Origin of the sequence: Micromonospora sp. WMMC264, from assembly GCF_027497275.1 — a bacterium.
GTDB classification, from domain to species: domain Bacteria; phylum Actinomycetota; class Actinomycetes; order Mycobacteriales; family Micromonosporaceae; genus Micromonospora; species Micromonospora chalcea.
Genome location: NZ_CP114907.1, coordinates 6,013,300 through 6,028,344 on the forward strand (window position 1 = coordinate 6,013,300; position 15,045 = coordinate 6,028,344).

General features: G+C 72.7%; 15 protein-coding genes and 1 tRNA gene. 8 read left to right on the forward strand and 8 right to left on the reverse strand.

What is annotated here, in order from left to right:
* Positions 1-19 precede the first annotated feature (19 nt).
* Positions 20-730, forward strand: coding sequence for a glycosyltransferase family 2 protein (locus tag O7542_RS26785; RefSeq protein ID WP_043327778.1), 711 nt, complete (start codon positions 20-22; stop codon positions 728-730).
* 70 nt (positions 731-800) lie between these two features.
* Here the strand turns inward: O7542_RS26785 and O7542_RS26790 are convergent, their stop codons facing one another.
* Positions 801-1,676: a transketolase gene (locus O7542_RS26790; protein WP_043330831.1), complete on the reverse strand. Its 876-nt coding sequence runs from the start codon at positions 1,674-1,676 to the stop codon at positions 801-803.
* Positions 1,677-1,690: 14 nt separating this feature from the next.
* Complete coding sequence (locus tag O7542_RS26795; protein ID WP_043327779.1) at positions 1,691-2,374, reverse strand: transketolase; 684 nt, start codon at positions 2,372-2,374, stop codon at positions 1,691-1,693.
* A gap of 46 nt (positions 2,375-2,420) precedes the next feature.
* Here O7542_RS26795 and soxR point away from each other — a divergent pair, with 46 nt between their 5' ends.
* Positions 2,421-2,873: a redox-sensitive transcriptional activator SoxR gene (gene soxR, locus O7542_RS26800; RefSeq protein ID WP_030499370.1), complete on the forward strand. Its 453-nt coding sequence runs from the start codon at positions 2,421-2,423 to the stop codon at positions 2,871-2,873.
* A gap of 3 nt (positions 2,874-2,876) precedes the next feature.
* Here soxR and O7542_RS26805 read toward each other — a convergent pair whose 3' ends face one another.
* Both O7542_RS26805 and O7542_RS26810 read right to left on the reverse strand, forming a co-directional pair.
* Positions 2,877-3,851, reverse strand: coding sequence for an NAD(P)H-quinone oxidoreductase (locus tag O7542_RS26805; protein ID WP_043327780.1), 975 nt, complete (start codon positions 3,849-3,851; stop codon positions 2,877-2,879).
* Between the two features lie 9 nt (positions 3,852-3,860).
* Positions 3,861-4,400, reverse strand: coding sequence for an AAA family ATPase (locus O7542_RS26810; protein WP_043327781.1), 540 nt, complete (start codon positions 4,398-4,400; stop codon positions 3,861-3,863).
* Between the two features lie 96 nt (positions 4,401-4,496).
* Between O7542_RS26810 and O7542_RS26815 the strand changes: the two genes are divergently transcribed.
* The 3 genes from O7542_RS26815 to O7542_RS26825 all read left to right on the forward strand — a co-directional run bounded on the left by O7542_RS26815 (position 4,497) and on the right by O7542_RS26825 (position 6,124).
* Positions 4,497-4,586: transfer RNA gene (locus O7542_RS26815), tRNA-Ser, on the forward strand.
* Between the two features lie 274 nt (positions 4,587-4,860).
* A complete protein-coding gene (locus O7542_RS26820; RefSeq protein WP_043327782.1) occupies positions 4,861-5,550 on the forward strand; it encodes a DNA alkylation repair protein in 690 nt (229 codons plus the stop codon).
* Positions 5,551-5,590: 40 nt separating this feature from the next.
* The gene (locus O7542_RS26825) at positions 5,591-6,124 is read left to right on the forward strand and encodes a YbhB/YbcL family Raf kinase inhibitor-like protein (RefSeq protein ID WP_064448841.1); all 534 of its coding nucleotides are present in this window, start codon (positions 5,591-5,593) and stop codon (positions 6,122-6,124) included.
* Positions 6,125-6,177: 53 nt separating this feature from the next.
* On the opposite strand, the gene O7542_RS26830 is transcribed toward O7542_RS26825, so the two are convergent.
* Positions 6,178-6,882, reverse strand: a complete 705-nt coding sequence (locus O7542_RS26830) for a class I SAM-dependent methyltransferase (protein WP_043327784.1) — start codon at positions 6,880-6,882, stop codon at positions 6,178-6,180.
* 208 nt (positions 6,883-7,090) lie between these two features.
* Here O7542_RS26830 and O7542_RS26835 point away from each other — a divergent pair, with 208 nt between their 5' ends.
* Positions 7,091-8,869, forward strand: a complete 1,779-nt coding sequence (locus O7542_RS26835) for a hypothetical protein (RefSeq protein ID WP_281605374.1) — start codon at positions 7,091-7,093, stop codon at positions 8,867-8,869.
* Between the two features lie 4 nt (positions 8,870-8,873).
* Here the strand turns inward: O7542_RS26835 and O7542_RS26840 are convergent, their stop codons facing one another.
* Positions 8,874-9,656 carry a hypothetical protein gene (locus O7542_RS26840; protein ID WP_281606509.1) on the reverse strand — a complete coding sequence of 261 codons (783 nt, stop codon included), beginning with the start codon at positions 9,654-9,656 and terminating at the stop codon, positions 8,874-8,876.
* Between the two features lie 320 nt (positions 9,657-9,976).
* Here O7542_RS26840 and O7542_RS26845 point away from each other — a divergent pair, with 320 nt between their 5' ends.
* Positions 9,977-11,509, forward strand: a complete 1,533-nt coding sequence (locus tag O7542_RS26845) for a peptide deformylase (RefSeq protein ID WP_064448840.1) — start codon at positions 9,977-9,979, stop codon at positions 11,507-11,509.
* Positions 11,510-11,575: 66 nt separating this feature from the next.
* On the opposite strand, the gene O7542_RS26850 is transcribed toward O7542_RS26845, so the two are convergent.
* Positions 11,576-12,697 carry a globin domain-containing protein gene (locus O7542_RS26850; protein WP_043327787.1) on the reverse strand — a complete coding sequence of 374 codons (1,122 nt, stop codon included), beginning with the start codon at positions 12,695-12,697 and terminating at the stop codon, positions 11,576-11,578.
* A gap of 122 nt (positions 12,698-12,819) precedes the next feature.
* On the opposite strand from O7542_RS26850, the gene O7542_RS26855 reads away from it, so the two are divergent.
* Positions 12,820-13,593: a CPBP family intramembrane glutamic endopeptidase gene (locus tag O7542_RS26855; protein WP_030499361.1), complete on the forward strand. Its 774-nt coding sequence runs from the start codon at positions 12,820-12,822 to the stop codon at positions 13,591-13,593.
* Positions 13,594-13,702: 109 nt separating this feature from the next.
* Here O7542_RS26855 and O7542_RS26860 read toward each other — a convergent pair whose 3' ends face one another.
* The gene (locus tag O7542_RS26860) at positions 13,703-14,758 is read right to left on the reverse strand and encodes a hypothetical protein (RefSeq protein ID WP_281605375.1); all 1,056 of its coding nucleotides are present in this window, start codon (positions 14,756-14,758) and stop codon (positions 13,703-13,705) included.
* Positions 14,759-15,045 lie beyond the last annotated feature (287 nt).

Here is a 15,045-nt window from a genome sequence, read left to right on the forward strand (position 1 = left end):
TCGCCTCCGTGGAGAATCCGTGAAGCTCTCGATCCTCATGCCGGTCTACAACGAGGAAGAACGTATCGCGGATGCCCTCAAGCAGGCATTGGCGGTCGACTACCCGTGCGAGATCGAGCTTGTCGTCGTGGACGACGGCAGCCGGGACGGCACCGGCGAGATTCTGGGCCGGGTCGACGACGCGCGCCTCCGGGTGATCACCCACCAGCGCAACGCCGGCAAGGGCGCGGCCATCAAGACCGCCGTCGACAGCGCCGAGGGCGAGTACATGGTCATCCTCGACGCCGACCTCGAGTACGACCCGCAGGACATCCCGCGTCTGCTGGAGCCGGTGCTCGACGGTCGGGCGACAGTCGTCTACGGCAATCGGACCTTCGGCAGCCACAGCTCGTACAGCTTCTGGTACGTGATGGGCAACAAGGGCGTCACGCTCGCCGCGAACGTGCTCTACAACTCCTACATCGGCGACCTGGAGACCTGCTTCAAGCTGATGCCGCTGGAGCTGTACCGCTCGCTGCAGGTCCGCTCCCGGGGCTTCGGCATGGAGGCGGAGGTCACCGGCAAGCTGCTCCGCCAGCGCATTCGCCCCTACGAGGTGCCGATCAGCTACCGCGCGCGGGGCCGCGAGGAGGGCAAGAAGATCACCTGGAAGGACGGCGTCGAGGCGATTTGGATCCTGGCCCGCGAGCGCGCCCGCCGCCGCCCGGCCACTCCCGCCGCCGCGCACTGAGCCCGCACCGCCGCAACCCCGCGATCCCGGCACGAGCCGAGGTCGCGGGGTTGCGTCGTGTCCGGGGCGCTCAGCCGAGGAACGTGTCCACCGAGCGGCGCAGCCCGGCGGCGTCCAGGCCGTGCCAGCGTTCGTGGTCCTCGGCGCTGCCGTAGCGGCGCAGGTCCTCGCGGCCCACCCCCAGCGACAGCAGCCGGTGCGGCCGGTCGGCCAGCGCCTCCGACACCACCCGCGCCGAGGTGCCCGCCAGGTACGGCTCGACCACCATCACCTCGGTTCCGGCCAGCGCCCGCAGCCCGGCCGTGTCGAACGGGCGCGGCCGGTGGGTGTAGGCCACGGTCACCGCCCGGTCGGCGGTCGCGGCCAGCGCCGCGTCCAGCACCGGCCCGACCGCCACCAGCAGCGCCGCGCCCGGCCCGGCGTCGCGCACCACCCGCAGGTCACCCGCCTCCGGGTACGCCCGCGCGTTGGCCCGGATCGACAACCGCAGGTACGCCGAGTCCTGCCCGCACACGACGTCGCGCAGCAGCGGCCGGACCTCGTCCGGGTGCCCCGGCACGTGCACGGTCCAGCCGTGGAGCGTGTCGATCAGCGCCACGTCGGCCGGACCGAGGTGGGTGCGTCCCGCCTCCGCCCGGTCGTACGAGCCGCCGATGCCGACGAGCACCGCGCCGACGCCCTGGTGGTCGAGGTCCAGCTTGATCTGCTCGTACGCCCGCTCGACCAGGAACGGGGCGTAGCTGTGCACGATCGGCCGCTGCCCGGTCAGCGCCAGCCCACCCGCGACCCCGACCATCAACTGCTCCCGGATTCCGACGTTGATCACCCGGTCGGGGTACCGGGCGGCGGCCGGCTCGAACGCGGCGGCGGAGATGTCGGCGAGCACGACTGTCGTACGCGGATCGGCGAGCACCTCCTCGGTGCTGGTGACGAACGCGTCCCGCATGGTGCTGCTCATGCTCACTCTCCGTCCGTGACGACCGCGACGACGACGTGCGGCCGGTGATCGTCGTGTCCGGTGAGGGCGGCGTGCAGGGCGTCGTGGTCGCGCCCGTCGACGGTGGCGGCGCTCCACCCGTTCACCGTGAACCGGCTCGCCGCGCCACCCGGCCAGCCGTACGTGGCCGAGCGGTTGTCCAGCACGATCGCGGTCAGGTTGCCCAGCCCGGTCGCGCCCGCGTACGCGATCGCCTCGTGGTTGGAGCCCTCGTCCAGTTCGGCGTCGCCGAGCAGCACGTACACCCGAGGGTCGGTGCGGCCCTGGGCCCGCAGCCCGAGCGCGGTGCCCACGCCCAGCCCGAGGCCGTGGCCGAGCGAACCGGAACCGATCTCGACGCCCGGCACGAGCGTGCGGTCCGGGTGGTCGCCGAGGCGGCTGGCCGGGCCGCCCTGGTCGTCCAGCCAATCGGGCGGTACGAAGCCGCGGGCGGCGAGCAGCGCGTAGTAGCCGGCGACCGCGTGCCCCTTGGAGAGCAGGAAGCGGTCCCGGTCCGGGTCGTCCACGGTGGCCGGGGTGATCCGGAGCACCCGGTCGTAGAGCACCTGGAGCACGTCCAGCGTCGAGTACACGTTGGCGCCGAACTCGCGGCCGGCGCGCACCCGGTCCAGCAGCGCGCCCAGCTCGGTGGCGGTGGTCGTCGTCATACCGATAGCCTCGGACTTGAAGCGAACTTCAACTCAAGGCCGTGTGATGCACGAAGCAACACTGACCATCGGACAGCTCGCCGACCGCAGTGGCGTCGCCCCCTCGGCGCTGCGCTACTACGAGCGGCTCGGCCTGATCCACGCCGCCCGCACCGGCGGGAACCAGCGCCGCTACGCCCGCACCGAGCTGCGCCGGGTCGCGTTCATCCGGATCTCCCAGCAGGTAGGTGTCTCGCTGGAGGAGATCCGCGCGGCGCTCGACTCGCTGCCGTCGGGGCGTACCCCCACGCCCGACGACTGGGCCGCGCTGTCCCGCGCCTGGCGGGACCGGCTGGACGAGCGGATCCGGCTGCTCGGCAAGCTCCGCGACGACCTGGACGGCTGCATCGGCTGCGGCTGCCTGTCGTTGCAGCGCTGCACGCTCTACAACCCCGGCGACTCGCTCGCCGACGAGGGCCCCGGCCCGCGTCTCATGCTCCCGCGCCCCGGCCAGGGCTGACCGTCACCGGACCAGCAGCACCTTGCCCAGGTGGTCGTTGGTCTCGACCAGGCGGTGCGCGGCGGCGGCGTCGGCCATGTCCACCCGGGCGTGCACCACCGGCCGGACCCGGCCCGCCTCCACCAGCGGCCACACCTGATCGCGTACGCCCCGGACGATCGCCGCCTTCTGCTCGTCCGGACGGGACCGCAGCGCTGTCGCGTGCACCGCCGCCCGCTTCGCCAGCAGCATCCCCAGGTCGAGTTCGCCCTTGCGGCCGCCCTGCATGCCGATCACCACGAGCCGCCCGCCGGTGGCCAGCGCCGCCACGTTCCGGGGCAGGTAGGACGCGCCCATGATGTCCAGGATCACGTCCGCGCCCCGGCCGTCGGTCACCCGGCGTACCTCGTCCACGAAGTCCTGCTCCCGGTAGTCGATCGTGTGCGCGGCGCCCAGCTCCCGCAGCCGGTCGTGCTTCGCCGAGCGGGCGGTCACCACCACTGTCGCGCCGAGCGCCACGCCGAGCTGGATCGCGAACGTGCCGATCCCGCTGCCGCCGCCGTGCACCAGCAGCGTGTCACCCTCGGCCAGCCGGGCCAGGTCCACCACGTTCGACCAGACCGTGCAGGCCACCTCCGGCAGCGCCGCCGCGTCGACCAGCTCCACCCCGGCCGGCACCGGCAGCAACTGCCCGGCCGGCACCGCGACCTGCTCGGCGTAGCCGCCGCCGGCGAGCAGCGCGCAGACCTCCTGACCCACCGACCAGCCGGTCACGCCGGGACCGAGCGCCCGCACCGTCCCCGAACATTCCAGACCGGGGTACGCGGACGCGCCCGGCGGCGGCGGGTAGTGCCCCTGCCGCTGCAACAGGTCGGCCCGGTTCACCGCGCTGGCCCGCACCTCCACGACCACCTCGCCGGGGCCGGGCTCCGGGTCCGGCACGTGGGTCCAGACGAGCGCCTCGGGTCCGCCGGGTTCCGTGATCGTGATCGCGCGCATGACTCAGTCTTACCCGATCTGCCCGTCGGTCCACGCGCGGGCGAGGATCTCGGCCACCGTCTCGTCCGGCGTCTGGTCGGACGTGTCCAGCCAGAGCCCGATCCGGGGCGTGTCGGCCCGGAACCCGGCGTCCAGGTCCGCCACCGGCCAGTCCCCGTACCCCGTCTTGGGCCGGTCCCGCTCGCGGGCCGCGACCACCTCGGCGCGGGGCGCGAGCACCACCACGGCGAGCGGCCGGTGCCGGATCCGGCCGACCATGGCCGGCAGGTCCGCGCCGAGGACCACATCCTGGAGTACGACGGTGAAGCCCGCCGCGGCGTACCGGTCGGCGGTCGAGGCGGCCAGGTCGTAGCGCAGCCGGAGCTGCCGCAGCGCCTCGTCGCTCGGCTCGGCGGTCATGTCGGCGCGCCCGTTGACGATCACGCGGCGGAACACGTCGCCGCGCAGGTGCACCGAGCGGGGCAGCCGCCGGGCCAGCCCTTCGGCCACTGTGGACTTGCCTGCGGCCATGATTCCGCTGATCAGCACCACTGCCGGACTCTCCCACACGCACACATTCTCGCAACGGAGGTGGGACGGCGGCTTGCCCGGTACGGGGTTCGTGGCAGACTGGGTCCCGGTCGCGCACCCCTCGGGGGCGTGCCGGGAGGGTTCGCCTAGTGGCCGATGGCGCTGGTCTTGAAAACCGGTAAGGCAGCGATGTCTTCGTGGGTTCGAATCCCACACCCTCCGCCAACTCCCACCCCGCCTCGCCTCGGGCTGCCGCGCGTGCGGACACATGGGCGTGTCGCCCCGGAAGTAACCATCGCCTCTGCGGCTTATGACTGCTCTCTTCTTCGGCGACCCCCACGGCGAGTCTCGGCCGCACCGGATGTGCCTGATACCGCGCGAGTTGCCGGAATCGGGGGAACGCGATGAGACGGGACGACGCTGACCGGCGGGGCGGCGGAACAGCGGGAGCGCCGGGCGCGGCCGTAGGCTGCGGGACACGGATAGGCGGGAGGGCCTGGTGGCGGAGACGACGACGGTGGCCGAGGTGACGGCCGAGCTGGCCGCGCTCGACGATCCGAAGATCCGCGCGGTCAACGAGCGGCACGGCGACGACCACGGGGTCAATCTGGGCAAGCTGCGGGCGGTCGCGAAGCGGCTGAAGACGCAGCAGGACCTCGCGCGGGAGCTGTGGGCGACCGGCGACAGCGCCGCGCGGCTGCTGGCGCTGCTGATCTGCCGACCGAAGGCGTACGGGCGGGACGAGCTGGACGCGATGCTGCGCGAGGCGCGTACGCCGAAGGTGCACGACTGGCTCGTCAACTACGTGGTGAGGAAGAGCCCGCACGCGGAGCCGCTGCGCCTGGCCTGGTCGGCCGATCCCGATCCGGTGGTGGCGAGCGCCGGCTGGGCGCTGACCACCGAGCGGGTGGCGCGGAACCCGGACGGGCTGGACCTGGCCGGTCTGCTCGACGTGATCGAGGCGGAGATGGCCGGCGCGCCGGAGCGCCTCCAGTGGGCGATGAACCACTGCCTCGCGCAGATCGGGATCGAACATCCGGCGTACCGGGAACGCGCGATCGGCATCGGCGAGCGGCTCGGGGTGCTCAAGGACTACCCCACGCCGCCGGGCTGCACGTCGCCGTACGCGCCGGTCTGGATCAACGAGATGGTGCGCCGACAGCACGGCGGCCCGGACAACGGGGTATGAAGGGGCGCAGGACATTCGCGTACCCGGAAGGACCGTTTCGATGACCCTGGAACGACCGATCGCCCCGGACCCGTACGAGCTGTTGCCGACGGTGCCGTCGTTCGACCTGACGAGCGAGGACGTGCACAACGGCGAGCCGATGGACGCGCGGTACGCGCACGGCAGCACCGGCGGCGAGAACGTCTCCCCGCAGCTGTCCTGGTCGGGCTTCCCGGCCGAGACCAAGAGCTTCGTGGTCACGTGCTTCGACCCGGACGCCCCGACCGGCAGCGGCTTCTGGCACTGGGTGCTGGTGAACGTGCCCGCGTCCGTCACCGAGCTGCCCAGCGGCGTTGACGAGGGCGACCTGGGCGGCGCGTTCAGCGTCCGCAACGACTACGGCGACACCGGCTACGGCGGCGCCGCGCCGCCCGCCGGGGACCGCCCGCACCGGTACGTGTTCGCGGTGCACGCCGTGGACGTGGACCGCCTCGACATTCCCGCCGGGGCGAGCCCGGCCTTCGTCGGCTTCAACCTGGCGTTCCACACCCTGGCCCGGGCGGTCATCCGCCCGACGTACCAGATCAAGGAGTGAGGTGTAAGGAAGGGCCCCTTGTTAACAGACGTCTGTTAACAAGGGGCCCTTCCTTACACGCGGGCGACCGCGAAGACGGACTGGCCGAACGGCGGGCGGACGCGCTGCTCGGCGGCCTTGGTGACGGGGAGCACGAGCGTGTCGTACACCTTCACCATCGGCCCCTCCTTCGGCATCAGCCGGAAGACCTTGGTGGCCATGAAGTAGCCGATCAGGCCGAGCGCGTTGGCGTAGTGGATCCGCTCCACGGTGAGGCCGGCCTCGGTCATGGCCGCGGCGAGCGTCTTCTTGGTGTAGCGGCGGACGTGGCCGGTGGCGATGTCGGCGGGGCTCATGGCGAACTGGAACGCCGGCACGATGATGACCACCGCGCCGCCGGGGCGGACCAGGTCGCGCATGCTGCGCAGCGCGCCCACGTGGTCGTCGATGTGCTCCAGCACGTTGTACGAGACGGCCGCGCTGTAGTCGCCACGCTCGTGGTGCGGGAGCAGCATCTGCCGGACCTCGACGCCCGGGTGGTCGGCCAGCCGCTCCTTGAGCTGGACCAGCCGGTCCGGGTCCGCCTCGGTGGCGGTGATCCGGGGCACCTGCTCGGCCCACGCGGAGGCGTAGTCGCCCAGGCCGCTGCCGATTTCGATCGGGTTGTCACCGAGGTAGGGCACCGCCAGCTCGACGAACCACTGCCGGTGGTTGACAGCGGTCGCGAGGCCTTCGAGCACCTCGGACTGGACGCGCTGGTCCCCAGTGATTTCTGCCATGCGTCGATTCCTCACGATATGACTGACCCGCGCCTGGACCGTCAGAGTCAACCATCTGGATGGCTGAGGGGGAAATCGGGGGACGGAGGGGGGCCGAATTGTGATGCGGAGGGGTGCCTGATCGGCGGTCGGCGAACTCGGCACATAGTACGTGAGTCTGCGGAACATTGCACCTGCCGGTCATACCCTGACTACGCTCTGAAATGTCATGACTACTCCGGAATCAGCGGCGGACCCGGCGAAAACGGGGCACGGCAGGCGGATCGATGTGCTCGCCGTGCTCAGCTTCGTGCTGCTCGCGCTCTGGGTCACCGCCCGGTTGTGGGTGGACCCCCGCAACGGGGTCCGGGACAATCGGACAGATCAGGCGCAATTCGAATGGATGATGGCGCATGGTGCGCGCGTCGTCACCGATTTCGCCTATCCGTTCACCTCGGACCGGATGAATGTGCCGGATGTCGTCAATCTCATGGCCAATACGTCCGTATTATCTGTTTCATTACCGCTGACCCCGGTCACGCTCTGGGCGGGTCCGCGCTGGTCATTCCTGATTTTCCTCACCCTCGGGCTCGCCGCCACCGGCGTGTCCTGGTATTTCCTTCTCTCCCGAGTTGTCGTGCGGTCTCGCGGTCCGGCCTGGCTGGGTGCCGCCTTCTGCGCGTTCGCGCCGGCGATGATCTCGCACGCCAACTCGCACCCCAACATCGTCAGCCAGTTCGTGGTGCCGCTGATCATCTGGCGGACGCTGCGCCTGGCCGAGCCCGGCCGGTGGCTGCGCAACGGCGTACTGCTCGCCCTGGTGATCGTCTGGCAGGCGTTCCTCAACCTGGAGATCCTGCTGATGACCGCCATCGGCCTCGGCGTGGTGGTGCTGGCGCTCGTACTCGGCCGTCCCGCGCTGCGCTCGGCGGCCCGCCCGTTCGCCGCCGGACTCGCCGTGGCCGCGGTGGTCGCCGGGGCGCTGCTCGCGTACCCGCTCTGGGTCCAGTTCTTCGGTCCCGGCGCGTACAGCGGGCTCTCCACGCTGATCCGGGGCTACTCCACCGACCTCGCCGCGTACGTCGCCTGGTCCCGGGAGTCGGTGGCCGGTGACGCCCGGGGCAGTGAGCCGCTGGTCAAGAACGCCACCGAGGAGAACGCGTTCTTCGGCTGGCCGCTGGTGATCCTGGTGGCCGCGCTGGTCTGGTGGATGCGCCGCAACGCGGTGGTGCTCGGCCTGGCCGCGGTCGGCCTCGTGTTCGCGCTCTTCTCGCTCGGCCGGGAGATCCGCTACGACGGACGCGACACCGGCATCCCCGGCCCGTGGGCCGCGCTGGAGAACCTGCCGGTCCTGCACTCGGTGGTGCCCACCCGCTGGTCGCTCGCGCTCACTCCGATCATCGGCGTGCTGCTCGCGCTCGGCGCCGAGCGGGTCCGCCGGCTGGCCGCCCGGCATCCGGACGCACGCGGGCAGATCCGGTTCGCCACCGTCACCGTGCTCGCGATGGCGCTGCTGCCGATCCTGCCCACCCCGCTGCCGGCCAAGCGCCTCGAACCGACCCCGGCGTTCGTCACCTCCGGCGCCTGGCGCCCCTACGTCGCCGACGGACGCAGCATCGTCACGCTGCCGCTGCCCGACACCACGTACGCGGTTCCGCTGCGCTGGTCCGCCGAGACCCGGCTGGACATGCCGCTGGCCCGCGGCTACTTCCTCTATCCGGACACCCGCCCCGGCGGGGACCGGATCGCGCTGTTCACCGCGCCGCCGCGTCCCACCAGCACGTTCTTCGAGACGGTACGGCGCACCGACGCGGTTCCGCCGATCACGCCGCAGGACCGGGTGGCCGCCGTCGACGACCTGCGCTACTGGCGGGCCGGCGCGGTGATCCTCGACCCCCGGCTGCCGCAGGCCGACGCGCTGCGCCGGGCGATGACGGAGCTGAGCGGGATCACGCCCACCCGTACCGGCGGGGTGTGGTTGTGGGACGTCCGGCCGCTGGCCGACTGAGCGGTCAGCCCTGGCGGACGCAGCAGCCCTGGCACACCTTGGGCCGGGGCAGCGTGAACGCCAGGCAGCAGGTGCGCCGCTGCACTGTCGGCTCGCCGGCCGGGCCGGGCACCAGTTCGACCAGGTCGTTCAGGTCGAGCGCGCCGAGCAGCGCGCCGACGGTCGCCACGGACGAGCCGGGCAGCGCGTCCGCCGCGCGCAGGATGCCGTGCGCGATGCCGGAGGCCACCGAGCCGAGCAGCGTACGGGTGCCGATCCGCACCTCGCCCTGGATGGCGGCGATCAGCGGGGCGAAGTGCGCGTCGAGCAGGGACGCGCGCAGCGCGCCGAGCAGCGCGGCCTCGTCCGGCACCACGACCACACCCGGCGCGCCGGCCAGCGCCAGCGGGTCACCGGGCAGCACCGCCACCGGGGTGGACGCGCGCAGCCCCAGCGTGAGCTGCTGGTGGTGGTCCTCGAAGTGCACGAGGACGTCGGCCGCGTCGAGCAGCGGCACCCGCCGGGCCGACGCCCAGCCGAGCACCGCTGGGAGCGCCGTCCAGTAGCTGTAGGACTTCCACGCGAGCGCGGCACAGGCGTGCGGGGTGCCGCCCCAGCGGCGGCCGGCGCGGGTCAGGAACTCGGGAAGCAGCGTGCCGTCGATCAGCCGGGCGGCCGGGGACCAGCGGTCCAGCTCGTCGCGGACCAGCAGGCCGGGCGCGAGCCCGGGCAGGTCGTCGGTGCCGAACATGGCGCGCAGGGTCGCGGTCACCGGGGCGAACGGGGTGGCGGCGTCGCGCCCCGGCATCACCGCAGTCACCTGGCCGTCCCCTGTCTGGTCGCCCTGTCGGCCGGCGCGTGCCGTCGACCGAAGCTAAGGCTAGCCTAACCACTCCCTTGGCGGGAGGGGAAGTGACGTCGCGGTGTCGCGGGGAGGTCCCGGTCACTCCGGCGCCGGTCGCGTACTACCCGGCCCGGAAGACGAAAAACGCCGCCGGAAACGGCGACGCACGGTGTAAGGATCGATGCGCTCCGTTCAGATGTCAAGGTGTATGTCGAATATGAGGCAGTTTCCGTACACGTTCGGCCACCCAACGTGAAAATGGGCTTCCCGCCACGAGGAAGCTGATGACGACCTCACCGATCGAGCGTGCCGCGGACTCGTTCGCGGCGGAACTTGCCCGGCACCGGACCGGCCGAGGGCTGTCCAAGAAGCAGTTGGCGACGCTGATGGGCTTCGACCCGTCCTACGTCAGCCACGTCGAAGGGCGCCGGCACCGGCCCACCGAGGACTTCGCCCGCCGCGCCGAGGCCGTCCTGGAGGCCAGCGGCGCGATCTGGCAGCGCTTCCGGGAGTACGACGAGCTGCGGCACGGCCGCGCCGGCGGAGCGCACCGCGACCCGCCGGTCCCCGGGCAGTGGCTGCCGCCCGGCACCGGCCTCGTGGTCGAGCGCGAGGTGGCCACGCTCACCCACATCGGCGACGGCTACCACTGCGCGATCCGGCGGGAGCTGTACAACGCGGGCACCGAACCGGTCACCCGCTACCTGGTCCGGGTCGCCGTCGACCGCTACCCGAACGACCCGGGCCGCTCCAACCGGCACCACCGGGAACACCCGCTCACCTTCGCCGAGCTGCAACTCACCGCGTACCGGGACGACGGCAACGGACGCGAGCCGATGCACTGGCGGGCCAAGCACGACCGGGACGCGTTCAAGGAGATCTGGCTGCTCTTCGAGAACGACGAGGGACGCTTCCCGCTCTACCCGGGCGACCGGGTCACCATCGAGTACGCGTACCGCGTCGGCCAGGACAAGTGGGGCCCCTGGTTCCAGCGGGCCGTACGCCTGCCCACCCGGCACCTGGCGGTGCGGCTCGACCTGCCCGCGGACCTCGACCCCAAGGTGTGGGGTGCGGAGACCTCGCTGTCGGCCGAGGAAGGACCGCTGCGTACGCCGATCCAGCGTGCCTCCGACGGCGACCGGGTGATCTTCGACTGGGGGACCGACGACCCGCCGCTCAACGCCCGCTACCGGATGCAGTGGCGATTCCGCAGCCCGCAGGCGGACGCCGAGCCGGACAGCGCGCCCACCGGCGGCGCCCGGGTTCGGGCCAGCGACCGGATGCGTGCCGTGGGCATCGTGCAGCGCGGCGACGACCTGCTGCGGCAGCCGGCCCGCCAGTTCGACCTGCCGGCCGAGGAACGGCACGCCCGGCAGGTCATCGACCGGCTCGCCGCGATGCTGGCCCGGCTGGACGAGCTGCACCCGTTCAGCAAGGGCGTCGGCCTCGCCGCGCCCCAGCTCGGCATCGGCTGGTCCGCCGCGCTGGTCCGGCCCGCCGACCGCGCGGCCGAACCGGTGGTGCTGCTCAACCCGCGCGTCGTGGACACCGCCGCCGAGACCGACGAGCAGTACGAGGGGTGCCTCTCCTTCTTCGACCACCGCGGCCTGGTGCCCCGGCCGCTGCGGATCGACGTGGAACACGCGCTCTGGGACGGCAGCCGGGTGATCACCTCGTTCGAGTACGCGATGGCGCGGCTGGTCGCGCACGAGATCGACCACCTGGACGGGCGGCTCTACGTCGACCGGATGGCGCCCGGCGTGCCGCTCGTGCCGGTGGAGGAGTACCGCGAGACCGGCACCCCCTGGCGCTACTGAAACGGGGGGCCGGGTCGCGTGCCCCAGGGGGCGGGGGCACGCGACCCGGCTCGGGGGGAGCAAGGTTCAGAGGTTGCCGAACGTGTCGTACCGGATGTGGTCCGGCGGGACGTCGTCGGCGGCGAGCGCCCGCAGGGTGGCCCGGACCATCGCGGCCGAGCCGGAGACGTAACAGTCGTGCGTGGTCCACGGCCCGTACCGGGTGACCACCTCGGACACGTCACCGAGTTCGCCGCCGAAGTCCGGGTCCTCGCTGCACGACGGCGTCACCGACAACCACGGGTGGGTCGCGACCAGGTCCTCCAGGCCGGCCAGCCCGTACAGCTCGTCCGGGCGGCGCGCGCCGTAGAAGACGTGCACCCAGCGGGTGCGGTTGACCCGGGTCAGCTCCTCCACCAGCGCCTTGATCGGCGCCAGCCCGACCCCGCCGGCCACGCAGAGGACGTCCCGGGTGGACTCCGGATCAAGCGTCATCGAGCCCATCGGCGCGGCCACCCGCAGCAGGTCACCCGGCTTGGTGCGGCGCACCAGCGCCCCGGACACCCAGCCGGCCGCGCCGGGCGGCGTCCGCACGTGGAACTCCAGCACGTTCTCCTCGTTCGGCGCGTTCGCCACCGAGTACGTCCGCCACACCCGCGGGTGGTAGCGGGGCACCTCCACGCTGACGTACTGCCCCGCCTGCCAGGGCAGCGGGTGCTGGAGCGCGCGTACGGTCAGCACCGCCGTGTCCGGGCCGTGCCGCTCGTGGGTGAGCACTTCGGCGTGCCAGTACGGCGGGTTGCCGTCGGCCTCCGCGCCGGCCAGCATCCGCGCGCTGATGCTCGCGTACGCCTCCCGCCACGCCTGGTCGTACTCCAGGTTCCAGCCGTCCCCGGCGGTGCTGCGCAGCGCGTCCAGCAGCGCGACACCCATGGTCGCGTAGTGCTCGGCCGTCACGTGGTACTTCCGGTGGTCCCGGCCCAGCGCCCGCAGGTACTCGTCGAAGCTCTCCGGGTCGCCCACGGTCTGGGTGGCGGTGACGATCGCCTCCAGGATCCGGTCGCCCTGCCCGTTCATCTGCACCGGGAAGAGCTTGCGCAGCTCCGGGTCGAGGAGGAACAGCCGGGCGTAGAAGTGACCGCTGAGCCGCTCCCGGTCCTCCTCGACCAGGGCCCAGCTCTCCTTCAGCAGCCGCGCGAAGTTCTCCACAGGGGCACGCTCCTTCTCCGTACGGGCGGATCGGCAGCCATAGAATCTCCACGGAGCGTGTACGTCGGTCGCACAGACTGTGCGATCGCCGGGTCGGGACGCCGAAGTGATTTCATGGTCCGGTGACGGTTGACGAGCTGGCCCGCCCGGTCTCCCGCCGGATGCTGGGCACCGAGACGCTGCTCGTGCTCGGTCTGTCCCTCGGCCAGTCGGCCGTGTACGCGCTGGTGTCGCTGATCGCGAAGCTCACCGCTACCGGTGGGCTGTCCAAGCAGACCGCCGCGCTGAACACCTCAGCGTCGGCCCGGCCCTACCTCGACCTGACGTACCAGCTGCTCGGGATCGTCTTCGCGCTGCTGCCGGTGCTGCTCGCCGTACACCTGCTGGCGCGCGACCCCGGCGACCCGGCACGGACGCTCGGCGTCGACTTCCGGCGGCCCGGCTCGGACCTGGCCCGGGGCGCGGGCCTGACCGCGCTCATCGGCCTGCCCGGGCTGGCGCTGTTCTGGGCGGCGGCGCAGCTCGGCCTCAACGCCACCCTGGTCCCGGCCGCGCTGCCCGACCTCTGGTGGACGGTGCCGGTGCTGATCCTCGCCGCCGTGCAGAACGCCGTGCTGGAGGAGGTGATCGTGGTCGGCTACCTCATCACCCGGCTGCGGCAGCTCAACTGGCGCATCGGCGCGGTGCTCGCCACGAGCGCCCTGCTGCGCGGCTCCTACCACCTCTACCAGGGCTTCGGCGCGTTCGTCGGCAACGCCGTCATGGGCGTGATCTTCGGGCTGTTCTACCTGCGCACCCGCCGGGTCGCCCCGCTGATCGTCGCGCACACGCTGCTCGACATCTTCGCGTTCGTCGGGTACGCGATGCTGCCCAAGTCCTGGTTCGACTGGCTCTGATCCCGGCTGCCGGCCTGATGGCTTCGCCGGGCTCGGCATGGTCGCCGGGTCGGCGAGGTGGCGGTGTCGCGGCCCGACGGACCCCGCCACCTCGCCGAACACGCGTCGATCAGATACGGCCGGGCCGGTACCGGGCGACCGCCCGCGCGGCCACCCGCTCGGCCGTCGCCGTACCGCCGATCGCCGCCGCCAACGCCGCCGCACCCGGCAGGCGCCGGGCGGCCAGCCGCAGCCCGAGCCACCCGCCCGCCTGCGCCGCCACCGGCGTCGCCAGCCGCCACGCCGCCTCCGCCACCCGCCCCCACGGCCCGTCCGCCGGCTCGTCGGCCGCGCGAGCCGCCGCCAGCGCCGCCCGGGCGGTGCCCTCGTCCGGGTGCACCAACGTCAGCACCAGCAGCTCGGCCGCCCGATCCGGATGCGCCGGATCCCGCCCGTACGCGGCGGCCAGGTGCAGCACCAGGTTCGCCTGCGTCCACAGCACCGCTGCCAGCTCCGCGACCGGCGCGAACATCCCGGCGCCGGCCGCCAGCGCCCCACCCGTACCGGCCATCCGGACGAACCGCCGCGTCGCCAGCCGGGCCACCCCGTCGGCGTCCGCCTCCGGGTAGGCCCGCCGGACCTGCGCCACCCAGTCCCGGGCGCGCGGCCCGAGCGCGTCCACCGCCGCCAGCGCCAGCAGCTCCGGCGCGAACCCGGGGTGGTCGCGCAGCTGCGGCCCCACCGCCCGCCAGCCCTTTTCCTGGGTACGCGCAGCGTGCCGGCCGTCGACGGTGGCCGGCAGGTTCTCGGTCTTGTCGTGCGGCTGCGTTTCTATCGACGAGTCCAGGGCGGGCGGTTCGGTCTTGCGACTCTCGTCGACTGCGGGTTGATCGACGGCCAAGTCTTGATCGCCGGCTGCGGCTGCGGGCTCGGCGGCGTCGACCGCTGACGCGGGTGTCTCCGGTGCCGGAGTGGTCGCCGTGACGGCGGTGGCGTCCGTGGCCGCCGTCGAGGCCTCCGTGGTCGTGGGGGTCTTGGCGCTCTTGGCGGTCCGGGTTGCCTTCTTGACGGCGGGAGCGGCCTTCTTGACCGGGGGAGCGGCCTTCTTCGAGGCGGCCTTCTTCGCGACGGGCGCACGGCGGGTCCGCTTCGGCGTCTCGTCCTCGCTCGGCGGCTCGGTCGGCACCGACTCCTCGGCCGGACGGCGTGATCGCGCGGCCGGCTCGGGGGAAGGCGTACTCGCTTCGGCCTCCGCGGGCACGGGGTCGGGCTGCGCGGCGGCAGGCGTACCCGGATCGTTTGTCGAAGGCTCGGCGGCCGGGCGTGGTCGCGGTGCCGGCGCTGTGGCGTCGGCCGCCGTCGGCGGCTGGAAGACGACAGTCGGCGCGGCCCGGCGCGGACGCCGGGGTGGCGGTGTGTCGCTCGTCGCGCTCCCGGCGGGAGGCTCCGGCGTGGGTGGCGGGCTGAAAGTCG